The organism is Ramlibacter sp. WS9, assembly GCF_003797765.1.
Lineage (GTDB): Bacteria > Pseudomonadota > Gammaproteobacteria > Burkholderiales > Burkholderiaceae_C > Ramlibacter.
Genome location: NZ_RKMB01000014.1, coordinates 137,214 through 157,221, shown reverse-complemented (window position 1 = coordinate 157,221; position 20,008 = coordinate 137,214). Strand labels below are relative to the sequence as shown.

Annotated in this window: 18 protein-coding genes; 17 read left to right on the top strand and 1 reads right to left on the bottom strand. The window is 65.1% G+C overall.

Features of this window, described 5'->3' with window-relative positions; translation table 11 throughout:
- Positions 1 to 61: 61 nt before the first annotated feature.
- Positions 62 to 1,366 (bottom strand): sn-glycerol-3-phosphate ABC transporter substrate-binding protein UgpB, encoded by a 1,305-nt coding sequence (gene ugpB, locus EEB15_RS20635; RefSeq protein ID WP_141511760.1) that lies wholly within the window; start codon positions 1,364 to 1,366, stop codon positions 62 to 64.
- A gap of 178 nt (positions 1,367 to 1,544) precedes the next feature.
- Here ugpB and EEB15_RS20630 point away from each other — a divergent pair, with 178 nt between their 5' ends.
- The 17 genes from EEB15_RS20630 to EEB15_RS20550 all read left to right on the top strand — a co-directional run bounded on the left by EEB15_RS20630 (position 1,545) and on the right by EEB15_RS20550 (position 20,002).
- Positions 1,545 to 5,435 carry a DUF3683 domain-containing protein gene (locus EEB15_RS20630; protein ID WP_141511759.1) on the top strand — a complete coding sequence of 1,297 codons (3,891 nt, stop codon included), beginning with the start codon at positions 1,545 to 1,547 and terminating at the stop codon, positions 5,433 to 5,435.
- A complete protein-coding gene (locus EEB15_RS20625) occupies positions 5,435 to 5,881 on the top strand; it encodes an HIT family protein (protein ID WP_199236581.1) in 447 nt (148 codons plus the stop codon). The genes EEB15_RS20630 and EEB15_RS20625 overlap by 1 nt, the downstream gene beginning before the upstream one ends.
- A gap of 123 nt (positions 5,882 to 6,004) precedes the next feature.
- Positions 6,005 to 7,381: a FecR domain-containing protein gene (locus tag EEB15_RS20620; RefSeq protein WP_141511758.1), complete on the top strand. Its 1,377-nt coding sequence runs from the start codon at positions 6,005 to 6,007 to the stop codon at positions 7,379 to 7,381.
- Positions 7,382 to 7,429: 48 nt separating this feature from the next.
- On the top strand, positions 7,430 to 9,055 hold the full coding sequence (locus tag EEB15_RS20615; RefSeq protein WP_141511757.1) for a ShlB/FhaC/HecB family hemolysin secretion/activation protein: 1,626 nt from the start codon (positions 7,430 to 7,432) through the stop codon (positions 9,053 to 9,055).
- A gap of 43 nt (positions 9,056 to 9,098) precedes the next feature.
- Positions 9,099 to 9,512, top strand: coding sequence for a gamma-butyrobetaine hydroxylase-like domain-containing protein (locus EEB15_RS20610; protein WP_141511756.1), 414 nt, complete (start codon positions 9,099 to 9,101; stop codon positions 9,510 to 9,512).
- Between the two features lie 105 nt (positions 9,513 to 9,617).
- Positions 9,618 to 10,349 carry a bifunctional demethylmenaquinone methyltransferase/2-methoxy-6-polyprenyl-1,4-benzoquinol methylase UbiE gene (ubiE, locus tag EEB15_RS20605; protein ID WP_141511755.1) on the top strand — a complete coding sequence of 244 codons (732 nt, stop codon included), beginning with the start codon at positions 9,618 to 9,620 and terminating at the stop codon, positions 10,347 to 10,349.
- Between the two features lie 27 nt (positions 10,350 to 10,376).
- A complete protein-coding gene (locus EEB15_RS20600; protein WP_141511754.1) occupies positions 10,377 to 11,342 on the top strand; it encodes a Tim44 domain-containing protein in 966 nt (321 codons plus the stop codon).
- Between the two features lie 30 nt (positions 11,343 to 11,372).
- Entirely contained in the window at positions 11,373 to 12,005 is a 633-nt protein-coding gene (locus EEB15_RS20595; RefSeq protein WP_141511753.1) for a hypothetical protein, read from the top strand.
- Positions 12,002 to 13,561, top strand: coding sequence for a ubiquinone biosynthesis regulatory protein kinase UbiB (gene ubiB, locus EEB15_RS20590; protein ID WP_141511752.1), 1,560 nt, complete (start codon positions 12,002 to 12,004; stop codon positions 13,559 to 13,561). The genes EEB15_RS20595 and ubiB overlap by 4 nt, the downstream gene beginning before the upstream one ends.
- A 70-nt stretch (positions 13,562 to 13,631) precedes the next feature.
- The gene (locus EEB15_RS20585) at positions 13,632 to 15,104 is read left to right on the top strand and encodes a sodium:solute symporter family protein (protein ID WP_141511751.1); all 1,473 of its coding nucleotides are present in this window, start codon (positions 13,632 to 13,634) and stop codon (positions 15,102 to 15,104) included.
- A gap of 99 nt (positions 15,105 to 15,203) precedes the next feature.
- On the top strand, positions 15,204 to 15,572 hold the full coding sequence (locus tag EEB15_RS20580) for an FmdB family zinc ribbon protein (RefSeq protein ID WP_141511750.1): 369 nt from the start codon (positions 15,204 to 15,206) through the stop codon (positions 15,570 to 15,572).
- 20 nt (positions 15,573 to 15,592) lie between these two features.
- Positions 15,593 to 16,210 (top strand): DUF502 domain-containing protein, encoded by a 618-nt coding sequence (locus tag EEB15_RS20575; protein WP_141511749.1) that lies wholly within the window; start codon positions 15,593 to 15,595, stop codon positions 16,208 to 16,210.
- A gap of 34 nt (positions 16,211 to 16,244) precedes the next feature.
- The gene (gene aspS / locus EEB15_RS20570; RefSeq protein WP_141511748.1) at positions 16,245 to 18,050 is read left to right on the top strand and encodes an aspartate--tRNA ligase; all 1,806 of its coding nucleotides are present in this window, start codon (positions 16,245 to 16,247) and stop codon (positions 18,048 to 18,050) included.
- Between the two features lie 106 nt (positions 18,051 to 18,156).
- The gene (locus EEB15_RS20565; protein WP_141511747.1) at positions 18,157 to 18,429 is read left to right on the top strand and encodes a type II toxin-antitoxin system Phd/YefM family antitoxin; all 273 of its coding nucleotides are present in this window, start codon (positions 18,157 to 18,159) and stop codon (positions 18,427 to 18,429) included.
- Positions 18,395 to 18,751, top strand: coding sequence for a CcdB family protein (locus tag EEB15_RS20560; RefSeq protein WP_233259560.1), 357 nt, complete (start codon positions 18,395 to 18,397; stop codon positions 18,749 to 18,751). The genes EEB15_RS20565 and EEB15_RS20560 overlap by 35 nt, the downstream gene beginning before the upstream one ends.
- A 55-nt stretch (positions 18,752 to 18,806) precedes the next feature.
- Positions 18,807 to 19,271, top strand: coding sequence for a dihydroneopterin triphosphate diphosphatase (gene nudB / locus EEB15_RS20555; RefSeq protein ID WP_141511746.1), 465 nt, complete (start codon positions 18,807 to 18,809; stop codon positions 19,269 to 19,271).
- On the top strand, positions 19,268 to 20,002 hold the full coding sequence (locus EEB15_RS20550; protein WP_141511745.1) for an endonuclease/exonuclease/phosphatase family protein: 735 nt from the start codon (positions 19,268 to 19,270) through the stop codon (positions 20,000 to 20,002). The genes nudB and EEB15_RS20550 overlap by 4 nt, the downstream gene beginning before the upstream one ends.
- Positions 20,003 to 20,008 lie beyond the last annotated feature (6 nt).

Genomic DNA, 20,008 nt, shown 5'->3' with positions numbered 1-20,008 from the left:
GGGGAGGGGGTGCCGTCATCTTGTCGCGGGCAGCGGAGCGCGCGAGGAGGCGGCAAGTCCGTCAGGACTTGTTCGCCTTCTCAAAGCGTTCGAGCTGCTCGTTGCCGCGCTTGACGATGTTGTCCAGGGCTTCCTTGGGCTGCTTGCTGCCCTGCCACACGCCTTCGAGTTCCTCGTCGATGATGGTGCGGATCTGGACGAAGTTGCCCAGGCGCACGCCGCGCGACTTGTCCGTCGTCTTGCGGATCATCTGGTTGACCGACACGTCGGCGCCGGCGTTCTGCTTGTAGTAGCCGGACTTCTCGGTCAATTCGAACGAGGCCTTGGTCACAGGCAGGTAGCCGGTGCGCTGGTGGCTGGCGGCCGCCACTTCAGGCTTGGACAGGTGGTTCAGGAAAGCAGCGACAGCCTTGTACTCCTCGGGCTTCTTGCCTGCCATCACCCAGATGCTGGCGCCGCCGATCACGGTGTTCTGGGGGGCGCCCGGAACGTCCGGGTAGTAGGGCAGGGTGCCGGTGCCGTAGCCGAACTTGCCATTGCGCTTGACGCTGCCGGCCAGGGCAGAGGAGCCGGTCGCCATGGCGCATTCGCCGGAAACGAAGGTGGCATCGGCCTTGTTTTCCCGGCCCTTGTAGACGAAGAGGCCGCTCTTGGCCATGTTGGCCAGGTTCTCGATGTGGCGAACGTGCAGCGGCGTGTTGACCGCCAGGCGCGTATCGGTGCCGCCGAAACCATTGTTCTTGGTCGAGTACAGCACGTTGTGCCAGGCAGAGAAGGACTCCAGCTGGGTCCAGCTGATCCAGCTGGTGGTGAACGGGCACTTGTGGCCGGAAGCCTTGAGTTTGGCGGCAGTCAGGGCCACTTCAGGCCAGGTGGTGGGCGGCTTGTCCGGGTCCAGGCCCGCGGCCTTGAACGCGTCCTTGTTGTAGTGGAAGACGGGGGTGGAGCTGTTGAACGGGTAGCTCAACATCTGGCCGTTGGGCGCCGTGTAGTAGCCGGCGACGGCCGGCACGTAGATGCTGGGGTCGAACTTCAGGCCGGCGTCGGTCATGACTTTGGCGACGGGGACCGTGGCACCCTTGGCGGCCATCATGGTGGCTGTGCCGACCTCGAACACCTGGATCATGTGCGGGGCATTGCCGGCGCGGTAGGCGGCGATGCCGGCGGTCATGGACTCGGCGTAGCTCCCCTTGAAGGTCGGGGTGACCTTGTAATCCTTCTGGCTGGCGTTGAACTCCTTGGCGAGGTCGTTGACCCATTCGCCGAGCGCGCCGCCCATCGAGTGCCACCACTGGACCTCGGTCTGGGCCTGGGCCGGCATGGCGAAGGCGACCGCGAGGGCTGCTGCGGACAGTTGCAGTTTCATGAAATCTCCTGTTTTGGACCGTTGAACACTACGGGCTATTTGTGACAGGCGATTTAACCGACCACCCGGACGGCTCACAAGCGGGGTTTCCATGAGGCTGTCACGTTTGCGATGTTGCACTGCGGTAACATCTCCCTTCAGCCGCGTGGCATTCGTCTGGGCTGACATTTCTCCTCAGATGAACGCACCCACAACGCTCAACCACCTCATAGCCGCCGTCGACGGCGATGCGCCCCGCCTGCGCGAGATCCCGTACAACTACACGTCGTTCTCCGATCGCGAGATCGTGATCCGGCTGCTGGGCTCTCGCGCTTGGGACGTGCTGAACCGGCTGCGCGAAGAGCGGCGCACCGGGCGCTCGGCACGCATGCTGTACGAGGTGCTGGGCGACATCTGGGTGGTCCAGCGCAACCCCTACCTGCAGGACGACCTGCTGGACAACCCCAAGCGCCGCCGCCAGCTGGTCGAGGCGCTGCATCACCGCCTGACCGAGGTCGAAAAGCGCCGCACGCCGGGCGCCGATACGGAGCGCGACGAGCTCGTCGTGGAACTGTTGAAGGCGGCAGGCAAGGCAGTCGAGGCCTTCGACGCCAGTTTCCGGCAGATGGCGGACCTGCGCAAGCAGACCCAGCGCGTGCTGCGCCGCCTCACCGCCAAGGACAACATCAAGTTCGATGGCCTGTCGCGCGTGTCGCACGTGACGGACGCCACCGACTGGCGTGTCGAATACCCGTTCGTGGTGCTCACGCCCGACAGCGAGGCCGAAATGGCCGGCCTGGTCAAGGGCTGCATCGAGCTGGGGCTGACGATCATCCCGCGCGGCGGCGGCACCGGCTACACCGGCGGCGCCGTGCCGCTCACGTGGAAGAGCGCGGTCATCAACACCGAGAAGCTCGAGGCCATGACCGAAGTGGAGATGGTCGCCATCCCCGGCCACCGCGAACCCAAGCCGACTGTGTGGACGGAAGCCGGCGTGGTGACGCAGCGCGTCGCCGACGCGGCCGAGCGCGCGGGCTTCGTGTTCGCGGTCGACCCGACATCGGCCGAAGCATCCTGCATTGGCGGCAACGTCGCCATGAACGCGGGCGGCAAGAAGGCCGTGCTGTGGGGCACGGCGCTGGACAACCTGGTGTCGTGGCGCATGGTGACGCCCCAGGCGCAGTGGCTGGAAGTCACGCGCATGGACCACAACCTGGGCAAGATCCACGACGCCGAGATGGCCAGCTTCGAGTTGCGCTACTTCGAGGCCGACGGCAAGACGCCGGTGCGCACCGAGTCGCTCGTCATCCCCGGTCACACCTTCCGCAAGGAAGGCCTGGGCAAGGACGTCACCGACAAGTTCCTGTCGGGCCTGCCCGGCATCCAGAAGGAAGGCTGCGACGGCCTCATCACCAGCGCACGCTGGATCGTGCACCGCATGCCGTCGCACACCCGCACCGTCTGCATGGAGTTCTTCGGCAACGCCAAGGACGCCGTCCCCAGCATCGTCGAGATCAAGGACTTCATGTTCGCCGAGCAGAAGCGCTCGGGTGTCCTCTTGGCGGGCCTGGAACACCTGGACGACCGCTACCTGAAGGCCGTGGGCTATTCCACCAAGTCCAAGCGCGCGGTGCTGCCCAAGATGGTCTTGGTGGGCGACATCTCGGGCGACAACGCCGACGACGTGGCGCGCGTCACCTCGGAAGTGGTGCGCATCGCCAATTCGCGCAGCGGCGAAGGTTTCATCGCGATCAGCCCCGAGGCGCGCAAGAAATTCTGGCTGGACCGCAAACGCACGGCCGCCATCAGCAAGCACACCAACGCCTTCAAGATCAACGAAGACGTGGTGATCCCGCTGCCGCGCATGGCCGAATACAGCGACGGCATCGAGCGCATCAACATCGAGCTGTCGTTGGCTAACAAGATCAAGCTGGCCGACGAGCTGGAAGCCTTCTTCGCGCGCGGCAACCTGCCGCTGGGCAAGCAGGACGACGCCGGCGAGATCCCGTCGGCGGAACTGCTGGAAGACCGTGTGGCGCAGGCCCTCGAGCTGGTGCGAGACATCCGGGCGCTGTGGCGCGGCTGGCTGGAAAAAGTCGACGAGCTGTTCCCGCAGCTGCAGGACCATACGCTGCGAGCGAGCTGGAAGACGCAGATCCGCGCGCCGCTGCAGAACATCTTCAGCGGCCAGCCGTTCGCGCCCATCCTGGCCGAATGCAACGCCATCCACAAGCGCGTGCTCAAGGGCCGCACCTGGATCGCGCTGCACATGCACGCCGGCGACGGCAACGTGCACACCAACATCCCGGTCAACAGCGACGACTACGAGATGCTTCAGTCGGCGCATGCCGCCGTGAAGCGCATCATGATCCTCGCGCGCTCGCTCAACGGCGTGATCTCCGGCGAGCACGGCATCGGTATCACCAAGCTGGAGTTCCTGACCGACGAGGAGCTCAAGCCCTTCGCCGACTACAAGGAGCGGGTCGACCCCGAGGGACGCTTCAACAAGGGCAAGCTGCTGCGCCATGCGCAGGCCGACTCGGCCACTTCCGTCTATGCCGACCTCACCAACGCCTACACGCCCAGCTTCGGGCTGATGGGGCACGAGTCGCTGATCATGCAGCAGTCCGACATCGGCGCCATCGCCGACAGCGTCAAGGACTGCCTGCGCTGCGGCAAGTGCAAGCCGGTGTGCGCCACGCACGTGCCCCGCGCCAACCTGCTGTACAGCCCGCGCAACAAGATCCTGGCGACGTCGCTGCTGGTCGAGGCCTTCCTGTATGAGGAGCAGACGCGGCGCGGCGTTTCCATCAAGCATTGGGAGGAGTTCGAGGACGTGGCCGACCACTGCACGGTCTGCCACAAATGCGAATCGCCGTGTCCGGTGAAGATCGACTTCGGCGACGTCTCGATGAACATGCGCAACCTGCTGCGCAAGATGGGGAAGAAGAGCTTCAGGCCGGGCAACTTCGCGGCCATGCTGATGCTCAATGCCACGAGCCCCGAAGCGATCAACCTGATCCGCGGCGCGATGGTGGGCATCGGCTTCAAGGTCCAGAGGCTGGCCAATGACCTGCTGCGCGGCCTGGCCCGCAAGCAGGTCACCCGTCCTCCCTCGACCCAAGGTGGTTCGGCGCCGGTCAAGGAGCAGGTGATCCATTTCATCAACAAGAAGCTGCCGGGAGGCTTGCCCAAGAAGACGGCGCGCGCCTTGCTGGACATCGAGGACAAGGACTACGTCCCGATCATCCGCGACCCGAAGACGACCAATTCGGAAACCGAAGCGGTCTTCTACTTCCCGGGCTGCGGTTCCGAGCGCCTGTTCTCGCAGGTGGGCCTGGCCACGCAGGCTATGCTGTGGCACGCGGGTGTGCAGACAGTGCTGCCGCCGGGTTATCTGTGCTGCGGTTACCCGCAGCGCGGCTCAGGCCAGTTCGACAAGGCCGAGAAGATGATCACCGACAACCGGGTGCTGTTTCACCGCGTGGCCAACACGCTGAACTACCTGGACATCAAGACCGTGGTGGTCTCTTGCGGCACCTGCTATGACCAGCTGCAAGGCTACGAGTTCGACAAGATCTTCCCGGGCTGCCGCATCATCGACATCCACGAGTACCTGCTGGAAAAGGGCATCAAGCTCGACGCCGCGAGCGGCGCGGCCGGCGGCTACATGTTCCATGACCCTTGCCACAGCCCGATGAAGCTGCAGGAGCCGATGAAGACGGTCAAGGCCTTGGTGGGCGACAACGTGCGCAAATCGGAGCGCTGCTGCGGCGAGTCGGGCACGCTGGGCGTTACCCGGCCGGACATCTCCACGCAGGTGCGCTTCCGCAAGGAAGAAGAGCTGCGCACGGACGAAGCGGCGCTGCGGGCCAGCGGTGCCGTGGGCCCCAAGGAGAACATCAAGATCCTCACCAGCTGCCCGAGCTGCCTGCAAGGCCTCACCCGCTATGGCGCGGACCTGCAGAACGGCCTGCTGGAAGCCGACTACATCGTGGTCGAGATGGCCAACCGCATCCTGGGCGAGAACTGGATGCCCGATTACGTGCACGCCGCCAACAGCGGCGGCATCGAGCGGGTGCTGGTCTGATGAAAGTGGCCGGCTGCCCGCTGTGCGAAGGTGCGGGTGGCATCGTCATCTATTCAGGGCCCAAGTTCCGCGTGATCCGCGCGGACGAGCCCGGCTTTCCTGCCTTCTATCGCGTCGTATGGCTTGACCATGTGACCGAGTTTTCAGACCTGCCGCGGGGCGAACGCCTCGAATGCATCGAAGCGGCGGTCCAGGTGGAGGCCGTCCTGCGCGAGCACCTTTCACCGGTGAAAGTGAACTTGGCCACCCTGGGCAACGCGGTGCCGCATTTGCATTGGCACGTGATTGCCCGATTCGCATGGGACACACACTTCCCGGGATCGGTGTGGGCCCCGGCGCAGCGCGAGGCACCGGCAGACGCCATCGCCGCAATTGAAGCACTTCGCCCAGCTCTGGAGATCGAGCTGTCGCGCCGTTTCACAAGCAGGCCCGGAAATCGCGCCTGATTGTGAATTCCGCACGCTGAACTCTGCGTTCCAGGCGGCGACTGTGGTTGTCCGCTGCACAACCGTGTATAACCCGCTGATGCAGAGGTCTTCAGAGGAAAGAAGGGTTTCCGGAGGTAAAGCATGGTCCCCGCGCTGATTCGAAAATCGCCTTCGGTGCTGGCCGCCTTGGGCTGCGCCTTGCTGCTGGCGGCTGCCGGGGCTTCTGCACAGAACGCCGGCGAGGTCGAGTTCTCCCGTGGCGTCGGCTTTGCCCAAGCCCCCGGCCAGACGCCCCGCACATTGGGCAAAGGCCTGCCCCTGCGCGAAGGGGACCGCCTCACCACCTCCGAGGGCGCCTCCGCCATCATCAAGCTGGACGACGGCACCCGCATGACCGTGCGGCCCAATTCCGATCTGGTGTTGCAGCAGTACCGCTTCAAGGAGAACGCGCCCGACAACACGCTGCTCATGCAACTGCTGCGCGGCGGCTTTCGCGCGGTGACGGGCCTCATCACCAAGAACTCCCCGAACGCCGCGCGCATCCAGACCAACACGGCCACCATCGGCATCCGCGGCACCGATTTCGATGCCCGTGTCTGCGCGCGCGATTGCGGCGCCGAGGCGTCGCGCGTCGCGGCCGCGGCGCGCCCCAATGCCGTTCGCGCCAGCGCCAAGATCGTCACTTCCGAAGGCGTGGTCAACGCCGTCGACCCTGCCGGCGAGCGCCGACGTGTCGTGGACGGCGGCAGCATCTATCCCGGCGACGTGGTCGAAACCGGCAGCGGCACCCGCGCGGTGTTGGCATTCCGCGACGACACGCGCATCACGCTGGGCGCGGCGACGCGCTTTCGCGTCGACAACTTCGTCTATGACGAAAAGAATGCGGGCGAAGGCCGCTTCCTGGTTTCGGTCCTCCGCGGTTCCGTCCGCGCGCTGACGGGCCTCATCGCCAAGGCCAACAACCGCAACGTCGGGTTCTCCACGGCCACGGCCACCATCGGCATCCGCGGCACGGGGTTCGACATCATTTGCACCGGGGCCTGCGCGGGGGAGCCGGGCGGTGCCGGCACGGGCCTGACGCTCTTTACCTGGCTGGGCTCCATCGTCGTCAACCCTGCCGGCCAGACGGCCCTGGAGGTGCTTCTGGCGGGCCAGGGCCTTTTCATCTCGCCCAACGGCATCGTCCCGATCAATACCCCGCCGGGCATGGATGGGCCGCGTCCGGACGGCGTCGACGTGCCGCCTGGCTTGTTCTCCAACGAAACGGTGTCGGATACCGAAGAAGGCCTGTTCGTCTTCGTTCGCGACGGCCATATCGAAATCCTGACCGCCCGTGAAGTCCTTCATCTGGGCAAGGGCGAGGCGGGATTCGCAGGCAACAACGGGGACACCCGCCGGCCGGTGCAGATCCCGAAGTTCCTGGACTTCGACAACATGCCGCTGCCCAATGCCAGGAACCCGTTTCTGGTGAACATCCTGTCCGAGTCGGGCATCAAACCCAACAACCAGTGCAATTAGTTCCTGAACGTGAGACATCCCGGCCTGAACAAAGAGGGGCGAAGCAATATGGTCACCGGGCTTAGCGCATCCCGCAGCCGCGGGCAAGCCGCGCTCGCGTTGCTCGCCGTTGCCGCGTCGGCCATGGCCGCACCGGCTTTTGCACAAGTGCGGGGGGCAATACCGATGGCGGCGCCGGCGGCTCCTCCGGTCTTCGCAATCCGGGGCTTCAAGATCACCGGCGACAACCCGTTAGGCGATGGCGAAACCACCCAGGTGCTCGCGCCGTTCCTGCGCGCCGACGCCACCATCGACACGCTGCAGAAGGCCACGTCGGCCCTGGAAACAGCCTTGCGCAGCAAAGGCTTCGGCCTGCACCGCGTGGCACTGCCGCCGCAGGAAGTGGGCGATACGGTGACGCTGAACATCGTCCGGTTCACCGTCGCCAAAGTCACTGTCGAAGGCCGCAGCCTCTACGATGAAGGCAATGTGCGCAGGGCGCTGCCGGAGCTGCGCGAAGGCGAAAGCCCCAACTTCAAGACGCTGGCGATCCAGTCCGCCATCGCCAACGAGAACCCGAACAAGCAGGTGCAGGTGGGCCTGCGTGAATCCGAACAACCGGACAAGATCGATGCGACCATCACGGTCAAGGAGCAGCGCCCCTGGACGTTCGCCGTCGGGCTGTCCAACGCAGGCAACGAATCGTCCGGCCGGGACCGCCTGACCATTTCCGGCGGGCACACCAACCTGTTCAACCTCGACCATCAGTTCGTCGGTGCGTACACCACGTCCATCGAGCGCATGAGCGACGTGAAGCAGCTGGGCCTGTCGTACAAGGTGCCGCTGTACCGGCAGGGCGGCGTTGTCGGCATCAACTACACGCGTTCCGATGTCGTCGGGAATTTCGGCAGCTTCACCAGCACCGGCGCGGGCCACACGCTGGGCGTCAACTACACGCTGTACCTGACGCCCGAGGGCGGCCGGCGCAGTTACGTCGCGTTCGGCGTGGACGACAAGGTCTTCGATGCCATCGAAATCAGCGGCGTCGCGGTAGGTGTCGACCGCCGCAGCCGCCCATTGACGCTGGGCTACATCGCCCGCACGGAGTCCGACGGGTCAGTCTGGGGCTACGACGTGAATCTGGCCGTCAACACCGGCAGCGGCGCCAACAACGACTTGGCTTCGTACCAGAGCGAGGAGCCTCGCATCGACACCGTGCACTGGAAGGCCGTTCGAGGCGGCCTGCACTACACCGCATCTTTCGCCCAGACCTGGCTTTGGTCGGCGCGCGCGCAGTACCAGTACAGCCCGGACGTGCTGATCTCCGGCGAGCAGTTCGGCCTGGGCGGCTTGGGATCGGTGCGCGGCACCAGCATCGACCGGCCCATGAGCGGCGACAAGGGGGTCGCGGGCACATTCGAGGTCACCACCCCCGAAGTGATGACGGGCCTGCGCTTCCTGGGCTTCGTGGACGCCGGCTGGCTCGGCAACAACAGCGCCAACGGCGCCAACAAGCCGTCGTCGGACCACCTGGCCAGCGTAGGGCTGGGCCTGCGCTTCCTGAAAGAGCCGTTCGCCGTTTCGATGGACTACGGGCGCCTGCTCAATAGCAGCAAGGTGCCGCTGTCTCTCAACTCGGCATCGCCGCAGCGCGGGGACGACCGCTTCTACGTGAACCTGTCCGTGCGGTTCTAGCTCGGCGGCCCGTTAGCGGCCGTGCGCGGCGTAAACTCGCGTCATGGCTGGCCTCTCTGCTGATACCCCTACGCCCCGCGACCTGACCGTGCACGGCCAGTCGCGTGTGCTCGAAGTGACGTTTTCGGACGGCGCGAGCTTTCGCATCCCTTTCGAGCTGATGCGAATCTATTCACCTTCGGCGGAGGTCCAGGGCCATGGCCCGGGCCAGGAGGTGCTGCAGACCGGCAAGCGCAACGTGGACCTCGCGGGCCTCGAGCCGATTGGCAACTACGCCGTCCAACCGAGTTTTTCGGACGGGCACGACACGGGCATCTTCTCCTGGGACTATCTCTATTTCCTCGGTTCGCAGCAGGACAAGCTGTGGGCCGACTACGAGCAGCGGCTGAAGGCAGCGGGCGTGGAACGCGACTCGCCCATGCCCGAAAAGGCCGGGCATGCCTGTGGAAGCAAATGAAACACCCCCGAAGCGGACTGCGTCCGCCTCCCCCTCAAGGGGGCGCCACCAGCGGCCCGGCAAAGCCGGTTCCGCGGTGGCTCACGAACAGGCATGGAGACTGATGTGAGTTCGACGCATTTTGGTTTCGAATCGGTCGACGAGCGCGAAAAGGCGAAGCGGGTCCGCGGCGTTTTCGATTCGGTCGCGCCGCGCTACGACCTCATGAACGACCTGATGTCGATGGGCCTGCATCGCGCATGGAAGGCCTACACGGTGCTGGCGGCCAACCTGCAGCCCGGCGACCGGGTGCTGGACATTGCGGGCGGGACGGGCGATCTGGCCCTGGCGTTCGCCAAAAAGGTCGGTGCGACCGGCCAGGTTGTCCATACCGACATCAACGAGGCGATGCTGCGCACCGGCCGCGACCGGCTGCTCGACGCCGGGGTCGCGTTGCCCACACTGGTGTGCGATGCCGAGAAGCTGCCTTTCGCCAGCGAGAGCTTCGACCTCGTCAGCGTGGCGTTCGGCCTGCGCAACATGACGCACAAGGACGCGGCGGTGGCGGAAATGAACCGCGTGCTCAAACCGCGCGGCAAATTGCTCGTACTGGAGTTTTCCAAGGTGGCGAAACCGCTGGAAAAGGCGTATGACTGGTATTCGTTCAAGGTGCTGCCGCAATTGGGCAGATGGGTGGCCGGCGACGACGCCAGCTACCGCTACCTGGCGGAGTCGATCCGCATGCACCCGGGGCAGGAAGAGCTGAAAGCCTTGATGAAAAAAGGGGGGTTCGGCCATGTGGACTATCACAACCTCACGGGCGGGGTGGTGGCTCTTCATGTTGGAATCAAGTGTTAAGAGGCGCGTGAGCGCCATGGAGGCAATATGAAACTCTGGTCCGTGATCCTTGTGGCCATGCTGGCCTTCACCAGCTTCGAAGCCGACGCGGCCCGCCGCATGGGCGGTGGCGGTTCGGTCGGCAAGCAGTCGAACAATGTGACGCAGCGCGAGGCCGGCAAGCCGCCGGCACAAAACCAGGCGGCGCAGCAGCAGGCTCCTGGCGCCAACCCCGCCGCCGCGGCTCCCAAGCGCCCATGGGGCGCGATGCTCGGCGGCCTGGCCGCGGGCCTGGGCCTCGCCTGGCTGGCCAGTTCGCTGGGCCTGGGCGCGGCTTTCGGCCAGTTCCTGCTGATCGCGCTGGTGGTGCTCGTCGCCATGGTGGCCATCGGCTGGTTCATGCGCTCGCGCCGCCCACAGCCGCCCCGGGAACCCTATGCGTTCCAGGGCGCCGGCGCGCCGGCCGACCTGGCCACGGCGCCGCGCCAGTACAGCCCGGACAAGGTGGGCAATGACGCATCGGCGCGCCCGTGGGAGCGCAGCAGCATGGCTTTCGACGCCGGCAAGTACGGACAGGGCAGCGGCGTGCAGATCGGCTCGGCCCTGGCCGGCTCGCAGTCGTGGGGCACTCCCGCGGGCTTCGACACCGAGGGATTCATCGCGGCCGCCAAGCGCAACTTCGTGACCCTGCAGGACGCCTGGGACCACTCCGACATCCCGTCCTTGCGGTCGATGATGACGGACGAGATGCTGGGCGAAATCAAATCGCAGTTGGCCGAACGCGAGACGCATGTAGGCGGCCAGCCGAACAAGACCGAGGTGGTGATGCTTGAAGCCCAGTTGCTGGGCATCGAGGACTTGGGGCAAGACTACATGGCGAGCGTCGAGTTCTCCGGCATGATTCGCGAAGAGCCGTCGGCCGGCCCGAGCCCGTTCCGCGAAGTGTGGAACATGACCAAGCCCAAGGCCGGCAGCAGCGGCTGGCTGGTGGCGGGAGTGCAGGCACTGCAGTAAGCCGCACTTCATCAGGAATAATGGGGGACTATGGCAACACAGTCCCCCTTTCCGTTTCTGGACACGCTGTTCGAGCGCTTGCGCAGCGGGTTGCAGCCGCCGCCCTGGATGATCGAAGAGGTGCAGCGTAGGCTGGTGCTGCTGCTCAATCACGTGTTGATGCAGGAGCCCGAGGCGCGGGCCCGGCTCACACGGCAGGCCGGGCGTGTCGTCGAGGCTCGCTGGCGGGCGTTCGTTGTCCGCCTTTCGGCCACGCCGGCGGGGCTGCTCGACCTGGCTTCGAGCGCCGCAACGCCCGACCTCACGCTCACCCTGGTGGAGGAATCGCCTTGGGAGCTGGCCCAGGCCGCGCTGCGAGGCGACAAGCCCCCAGTGCGCATCGCGGGCGACGTGCAGTTCGCCGCCGAGATCAACTGGCTCGTGGAGCATGTGCGCTGGGATCTCGAAGAAGACATTGCAAGGGTGATCGGAGACGCTCCCGCGCATGCCATGGGCGAGGCGGGGCGCAAGATGGTGCAGGCGCTGCGGCAGTTCGCGCGGCCGGCGACCGGCGCGGCACCAGCCGGCACCACGGGGACCCCGCCCACACCAACGGCGGGTCCAGGCCCAGCCAATTCGGCAAGCTCAGGACAGGGCACTTCGTCAGGCTCAGGGCAGGCATGACGCGCTACCTGCGCGGCTTGTTCATCGTCTGGGTGGCCTTGCGCTACGGCCTGGACGAGCTGGTCCTCAACAGTTTCAAGCGGCCCTGGCTCAGCGGCATTGCGCGCGTGCTGTCGCTTGGGCGCGACCTGCGCGCGCCGCGGGGCCAGAGGCTGCGCCAGGCGCTGGAGCACCTGGGCCCGATCTTCGTGAAGTTCGGGCAAGTGCTTTCCACGCGGCGCGACCTGCTGCCGGTGGACATCGCCGACGAACTGGCGCAGTTGCAAGACAACGTGCCGCCTTTCGATTCCGCCATCGCCATCGCCACCATCGAGCGGGCGTTCCGGCGGCCGGTCGGCACCGTTTTCGCCAGCTTCGAACGCGAGCCGGTAGCCAGCGCGTCCATTGCCCAGGTGCACTTCGCCACGCTGGTCGACCGGGATGGGCGCACCCGCGACGTTGCGGTGAAGGTGCTGCGCCCGGGCATGCTGCCCGTGATCGAGAAAGACCTGAGCCTCATGCGGATGATGGCGGGCTGGGTCGAGCGGCTGTCGGACGACGGCAAGCGCCTGAAGCCACGCGAAGTGGTGGCCGAGTTCGACAAGTACCTGCACGACGAACTGGACCTGGTGCGCGAAGCGGCGGCCGCGGCCCAGCTGCGCCGCAACATGGCGGGGCTGAACCTGGTGCTGATCCCGGAGATGCTCTGGGACTACTGCCATCCCGACGTGATGGTGATGGAGCGCATGTACGGCGTGCCGATCAGCCAGATCGAACGGCTGCGCCAGGCCGGCGTGGACATTCCGAAGCTCGCCCGCGACGGCGTCACCATCTTCTTCACGCAGGTTTTTCGCGACGGCTTCTTCCATGCCGACATGCACCCCGGCAACATCCAGGTGAGCCTGGCGCCGGCAACGTTCGGCCGCTACATCTCGCTGGATTTCGGCATCATCGGCACGCTCACCGAGTACGACAAGGAATACCTGGCGCAGAACTTCACGGCGTTCTTCCGCCGTGACTACAAGCGCGTCGCGCAGTTGCACATCGAGTCGGGCTGGGTGCCGCCCGAGACGCGTGTCGACGAGCTGGAGGCGGCGGTTCGCACCGTATGCGAGCCGTACTTCGACCGCCCGCTCAAGGAAATTTCGCTGGGCTTGCTGTTGATGCGCCTGTTCCAGACCTCGCGCCGCTTCCACGTGGAAATCCAGCCGCAACTGGTGCTGCTGCAAAAGACGCTGCTCAACATCGAGGGCCTGGGCCGCCAGCTCGACCCGGACCTGGACCTGTGGAATACCGCCAAGCCCTTCCTCGAAAAGTGGATGCTCGAACAGGTCGGCCCGCAAAGGCTGATCGACGAACTGCGCGACCAGGCGCCGCGCTACGCCAAGATGCTGCCCGATCTGCCGCGGCTGCTGCACGATTTCCTCGCGCACCGGCCGTCGGACGACCGGCACCAGCTGAAGGAGCTGCTGGCGGAGCAGCAGCGCACCAACCGATTGCTGCAGACTCTGATCTTCGTGGGCATGGGCTTTGCTGTGGGAGTGGCGGTCGTGCTCATACGCTTCCGGCTGTTCTAGGCCGGGGCATGGTCGGGCATAATCCCGCTGCCCGTGGATGGGCTGGAACCAGTGCAACTAGGCCCTTGCGATGAACTACACCCTCATTTCGTTTGTCGTCCTGTACCTGCTGGGTACCCTGGCACTTGGTGTCTGGGCCGGCACACGCATCAAGAACACCGCGGACTTCGCCATCGCCGGCCGCAGGTTGCCGTTGATCATGGTGATCACCACCACGTTTGCCACCTGGTTCGGCGCCGAAACCGTGATGGGCATCCCTGCCAAGTTCGTGCAGGGCGGCCTCAACGCCATCGTCGAGGACCCTTTTGGCGCGGGTATGTGCCTGGTTCTGGTGGGCCTGTTTTTCGCGGCGCGCCTCTACAAGCAGAACCTGCTGACCATCGGCGACTTCTACCGCCAGCGTTTCGGCCGCGGCATCGAGGTGTTCTGCTCTGTCGCCATCATCCTGAGCTACCTGGGCTGGGTCGCCGCGCAGATCACGGCCCTGGGCCTGGTGTTTTCTGTGCTGACGAACGGCGCCATGTCGGAAACGACGGGCATGATCATCGGCACCGTGGCCGTGCTGGTCTACGTGGTGGTCGGCGGCTTCCTGGCGGTTGCCTGGACCGACTTCATCCAGATGATCGTGCTGGTGGTGGGCATGACAGTGATCGCCATCTTCGCGAGCGATCTGGCCGGCGGTTCCGACAAGGTGATCGCGCTGGCCACCAACCAGGAGCTGTGGAAGTTCTTTCCGGCGCCCACGTTCACCGAGATCGCATTCTTCATCGCGGCGGCGCTCACGATGATGCTGGGCAGCATTCCGCAGCAGGACGTTTTCCAGCGCGTGATGTCCGCCAAGGACGCGCAGACCGCGCAGCGCGGCGCGGTGATCGGCGGCGTGAGCTACATCCTCTTCGCATTCGTTCCCATGTTCATCATCCTCTGCGCCGTGGTGGTGATGGGCGACAGCGTGATGGAACTGGCCAAGAACGACTACCAGAAAGTCCTGCCCACCTTCGTTCTGACCAAGATGCCGCTCGTGATGCAGATCCTGTTTTTCGGTGCGCTGCTGTCGGCCATCAAGAGCACCTCGTCGGCCACGCTGCTCGCGCCCTCGACCAGCTTCGTCGAGAACATCCTCAAGAATCTGCGCCCGGGCATGAGCGACAAGCAGCAGCTGTTCGCCATGCGCGTCACCATCGTCATCTTCACGGTGATCGTGCTCGCGTACGCCATCGCGATGAAGGGCACCCCGATTTATGACCTGGTCTCGGCCGCCTACCAGATCACCCTGGTGGGCGCCTTCGTGCCGCTGGTGACGGGCATCTACTGGAAGCGAGCGACTACCCAGGGCGCGATCTTCTCGGTCGGCGCCGGGATTGCGGTGTGGGTCCTGTTCTTCCCGCAGGTGGGCGGCGAGGCCTTGAGCAAGATGTTCCCGGGCCAGCTGGCAGGGCTGATCGCCGCCTTCGCGGGCATGGTCCTCGGGTCCCTGATGCCGCAAGTGCTGAAAAACCGCCACGAACCGGTGAAGCACGTGCCCGGAATCCCGGCTCGCTGACGCCATCCCCGCCGAGGCGGGAACGCACGCCCCTCTTGTGAGAGGGGCGGTCGCCTATAATTGAGGGCTTTGCACCCTCATTCACCCTGACGCCGCGCCATGCCCATCTACGCCTACAAATGCGCCTCCTGCGGCCATGCCAAGGACGTGCTTCAGAAGCTGTCCGATGCGCCGTTGACCGTCTGCCCCGCCTGCGGTGCCGAGTCCTTCAGCAAGCAGGTGACTGCCGCCGGTTTCCAGCTCAAGGGTTCCGGCTGGTACGCCACCGATTTCCGCAACGGTTCCGCTGCGCCCGCCCCGGCGGCCGGCGACAAGGCCGACAAGGCCGACAAGGCGGATACCGCCGCCAAGCCCACGGATAGCGCCGCGAAGCCTGCCGAGAGCACGGCCAAGCCGGCTGACGCGCCTGCCGCCAAGAAACCCGACGCCCCGGCGGCGTCCGCCGGCGCAGGCAGCCGCTGCGCCTGACACCAGGCCGAAAGACCCCGATGCTCGCCCTGCGCAAATGGCTTCTGGCCGGATTGCTGGTCATCGTGCCGGTGGCGATCACCATCGCCGTGCTGCAGTGGATCATCGGCACGCTCGACCAGACGCTGCTGATCCTGCCCGAGGCCTGGCAACCCCACAAGCTCCTGGGCCGGCACATCCCAGGCTTCGGCGTGCTGCTCACCCTGGGCATCCTGCTGTTGGTGGGCGCCGTGGTCAGCAACTTCATGGGGAAGAAGCTGGTGAGCTGGGGCGACACGCTGGTCAGCCGCATTCCCGTCGTGCGCTCCATCTATTCCAGCGTCAAGCAAGTCTCCGACACGCTGTTCTCGCCCGACGGCAACGCCTTTCGCACGGCGGTGCTAGTGCAGTGGCCGCGGCCCGACGTGTGGACCATCGGCTTCGTCACCGGCACGCCCGGCGGCGAAGTGACGAACTACCTCATGGGCGAATACTTGAGCGTCTACGTGCCCACCACGCCCAATCCCACCGGCGGCTATTTCGTGATGCTTCGCCGCAGCGATTGCATCGAGCTCAAAATGAGCGTGGACGATGCGCTCAAGTACGTGATCTCCATGGGCGTCGTCGTTCCCGGCTCGCCGAACAACAACCACCGATAACGCCGCCTGTCGGCGCCGCGTTCCATTCCTGGAAATGAATATGTCCCAAATGCGTACCACCTATTGCGGCCTCGTGACCGAAGCCTTGTTGGGCCAGACCGTGACCTTGTGCGGCTGGGTGAACCGCCGGCGCGACCATGGCGGCGTGATCTTCGTCGACCTGCGCGACCGCGAAGGCTATGTGCAGGTGGTGTGCGACCCGGACCGCGCGGAGACCTTCAAGGTGGCCGAGGGCCTCCGCAACGAGTTCTGCGTGCAGATCAAGGGCCTGGTGCGCGCGCGCCCGGAAGGCACGACCAACGACAACTTGAAGAGCGGCAAGATCGAGATCCTCTGCCACGATCTGACGGTGCTCAACCCGTCGGTCACGCCGCCTTTCCAGCTGGACGACGAGAACCTGTCGGAGACCACCCGCCTGGTGCACCGCGTGCTGGACCTGCGCCGCCCGTACATGCAGAACAACCTGATGCTGCGCTACAAGGTGACGATGGAGGTGCGCAAGTTCCTCGACGCCAACGGCTTCATCGACATCGAGACGCCGATGCTGACCAAGTCGACGCCCGAAGGCGCGCGCGACTACCTGGTGCCCAGCCGCGTCCATGACGGCATGTTCTTCGCGCTGCCGCAGTCGCCCCAGCTGTTCAAGCAGTTGTTGATGGTGGCCGGCTACGACCGCTACTACCAGATCACCAAGTGCTTCCGTGACGAAGACTTGCGCGCCGATCGCCAGCCTGAGTTCACGCAGATCGACGTGGAAACCTCGTTCCTCACCGAAGACGAGATCCGCACGATGTTCGAAGGGATGATCCGCAGCACCTTCCAGAACGTGAAGGGCATCGACATCGGCGCCTTCCCGGTGATGACGCACACCGACGCGATGCGCCTGTACGGCTCCGACAAGCCCGACCTGCGCGTCAAGCTCGAGTTCACCGAGATGACTGATGTGATGAAGACCGTGGACTTCAAGGTGTTCTCCGGCCCGGCCAATGCGGAAGACGGCCGCGTCGTCGCCTTGCGCGTGCCCGGCGGCGCCGAGATGAGCCGCAGCGAGATCGACGGCTACACCGAGTTCGTGAAGATCTACGGCGCCAAGGGCCTCGCCTGGATCAAGGTCAACGAAGCCGCCAAGGGCCGCGAGGGCCTGCAGTCGCCCATCGTCAAGAACATTCACGACGAAGCCATTGCCGAGATCCTCAAGCGCACCGGCGCGGCCGACGGCGACCTGATCTTCTTCGGCGCCGACAAGGCCAAGGTCGTGAACGACGCGATCGGCGCGTTGCGCGTGAAGGTCGGGCACAGCGAGTTCGGCAAGTCGCACGGCCTCATCGAAGGCCAATGGAAGCCGCTGTGGGTGGTGGACTTCCCGATGTTCGAATTCGACGAAGACGGCCAGCGCTGGAACGCGGTGCACCACCCGTTCACTTCGCCCAAGGACGGGCACGAAGACCTGCTCGAAACCAACCCGGGCAAGGCCGTGGCCAAGGCCTACGACGCGGTGCTGAACGGCATCGAACTGGGCGGCGGCTCGGTCCGTATCCATCGCGAAGACGTGCAGAGCAAGGTGTTCCGCGCTCTGAAGATCGATGCGGAAGAAGCACAGCTCAAGTTCGGCTTCCTGCTGGACGCGCTGCAGTACGGCGCGCCCCCGCACGGCGGCATCGCCATCGGCCTGGACCGTTTCGTCATGCTGATGACCGGCGCCGAAAGCCTGCGCGACGTGATCGCCTTCCCGAAGACGCAGCGTGCACAGGACTTGCTGACGCAAGCGCCCGGCCCGGTCGATGAGAAGCAGTTGCGCGAACTGCATATCAAGCTGCGGAACGTCGAGAAGGCGGCCTGAGCCAGGACTGGGGCAGAATGAAAGGGCGCTTCCGGGCGCCCTTTTTCATGGGTTGCCGGATCAGCCGTGGAATGGCTAAAATAGCCAATCAACCTCAGGGGCTGCCATGCGTGTGACTGCGACCGACGCCAAGAACAGATTCGGACAGATGCTGGACGAATGTCAGCGGGGCCCGGTAGTGATCGAAAAAGCTGGCCGACGGCACGGCGTGCTGCTGTCGGCGGAGCGCTATGACGAAATCATGGCGCGTGTCGACCCACCGCCGCGTGGAGCCGGCCCCGGCCAGCGCTTCTACGAGCAATACAAGGACTGGGTCGACATGCAAAACGAGCTTGTCGAACGGCATGGCATTCCTGGTGAAGAGTACCGGCCCTGGTAGCCAGGTGGCTCAGTACGACGCCTATTTGAATCCGAACGCCGCGCAACGGGAGGCGTTCCCTTACCTGGTCGTCGTGCAGAGCGACCAGCTCGATCATTACTCGACCCGCTTCATCATGCCTTTGGCCCGCTTGCCCCGGGCGCCTAAAGGCGCACCGCGGCGGCTCGCGCAGACCGTCGAGGTCGAGGGTGAACGCTGCTACCTTGCAGCCCACCTGTGCGCGCCGTTGCCCGCCAAACTGCTGCGCAAACCCGTGACTTCGTTGCGCGGAGAAGCCGGAGTGTTTCGCGACGCCCTGGACGCAGTGATCTCCGGTGTCTGAACGGCGTGGCTTCAAGTAGGGCTATACGTCCTGGGTGGTTAACGTCCTGAACACAATGTCCCGCCCCTTCAAGATCCCCGAGTCCGTCCTCGTCGTCATCCACACGCCAGACAAGAACGTCCTGCTCATCAACCGCGCCGATGCCTCCAACTACTGGCAGTCGGTCACAGGCAGCAAGGATGAAGTTGGAGAAGCGCTCGTGCAAACCGCGGTGCGCGAAGTATTCGAGGAAACCGGCATCCACTGCGGCCCCGGCACCGTGTTGAACGCGGGCCTCAAGGATTGGGGCCTCGAGAACATCTACGACATCTACCCCCGCTGGCAGCATCGTTACGCACCCGGCGTAACTCGCAACACCGAGCACGTGTTCGGCCTGTGCGTGCCCGACGGTACGCCCGTCAAGCTGAACCCGCGCGAGCACACCGCCTACCAATGGCTGCCCTGGCGAGAAGCCGCCGATGCCTGCTTCTCACCGTCCAACGCCGAAGCGATCCTGATGCTGCCACAATTTGCCGGATGAGCGGATTGACGCTGCGGATCGCAACTTACAACATCCACAAGGGCGTGCAGGGCGTCAGCCTGGGCCGCCGCCTCGAGATCCACAACATCGGCCATGCCGTCGAGCAGCTGGACGCCGACATCGTTTGCCTCCAGGAGGTGCGCAAGCTTCATCGGCGGGAAGAGAAGTACTTCACCCGCTGGCCCGAGCTGCCGCAGGCCGAGTTCCTCGCACCGGAAGGTTACGAGGCCATCTACAAGACCAACGCCACCACCAAGCATGGCGAGCACGGCAATGCCTTGTTGTCGCGCTGGCCGGTGGTGTCGCACGCGCATGAAGACATGTCGGACCACCGCTTCGAGCAGCGCGGTCTGCTGCACGCCCATGTGATGGTAGGGCGCAAGCCCGTCCACGTGATCGTGCTGCACCTGGGGCTGATCGCCTCCAGCCGCCTGCGCCAGATCGACCAGCTGGGCCGCTACATCGAGCGCGAGATCCCCAAGCGGGAAGCGGTCGTCGTGGCGGGGGACATGAACGACTGGGGTTCCAAGCTGCGCCCGACCATGAACAAGCTGGGCTTCAAGGACTTCCTCGGGGAGCGCCAGCTGACTTATCCGGCGCGGCTGCCGTTGACGCAGCTGGACTATGTCTATGCGCGCGGCCTGAAGCCCGTCGGCGTGCAGATTCCTCGCGGCCGCATCTGGTGGCGGATGTCGGATCACCTGCCGCTGATCGCCGAGTTCAAGGTGTAGGCACTC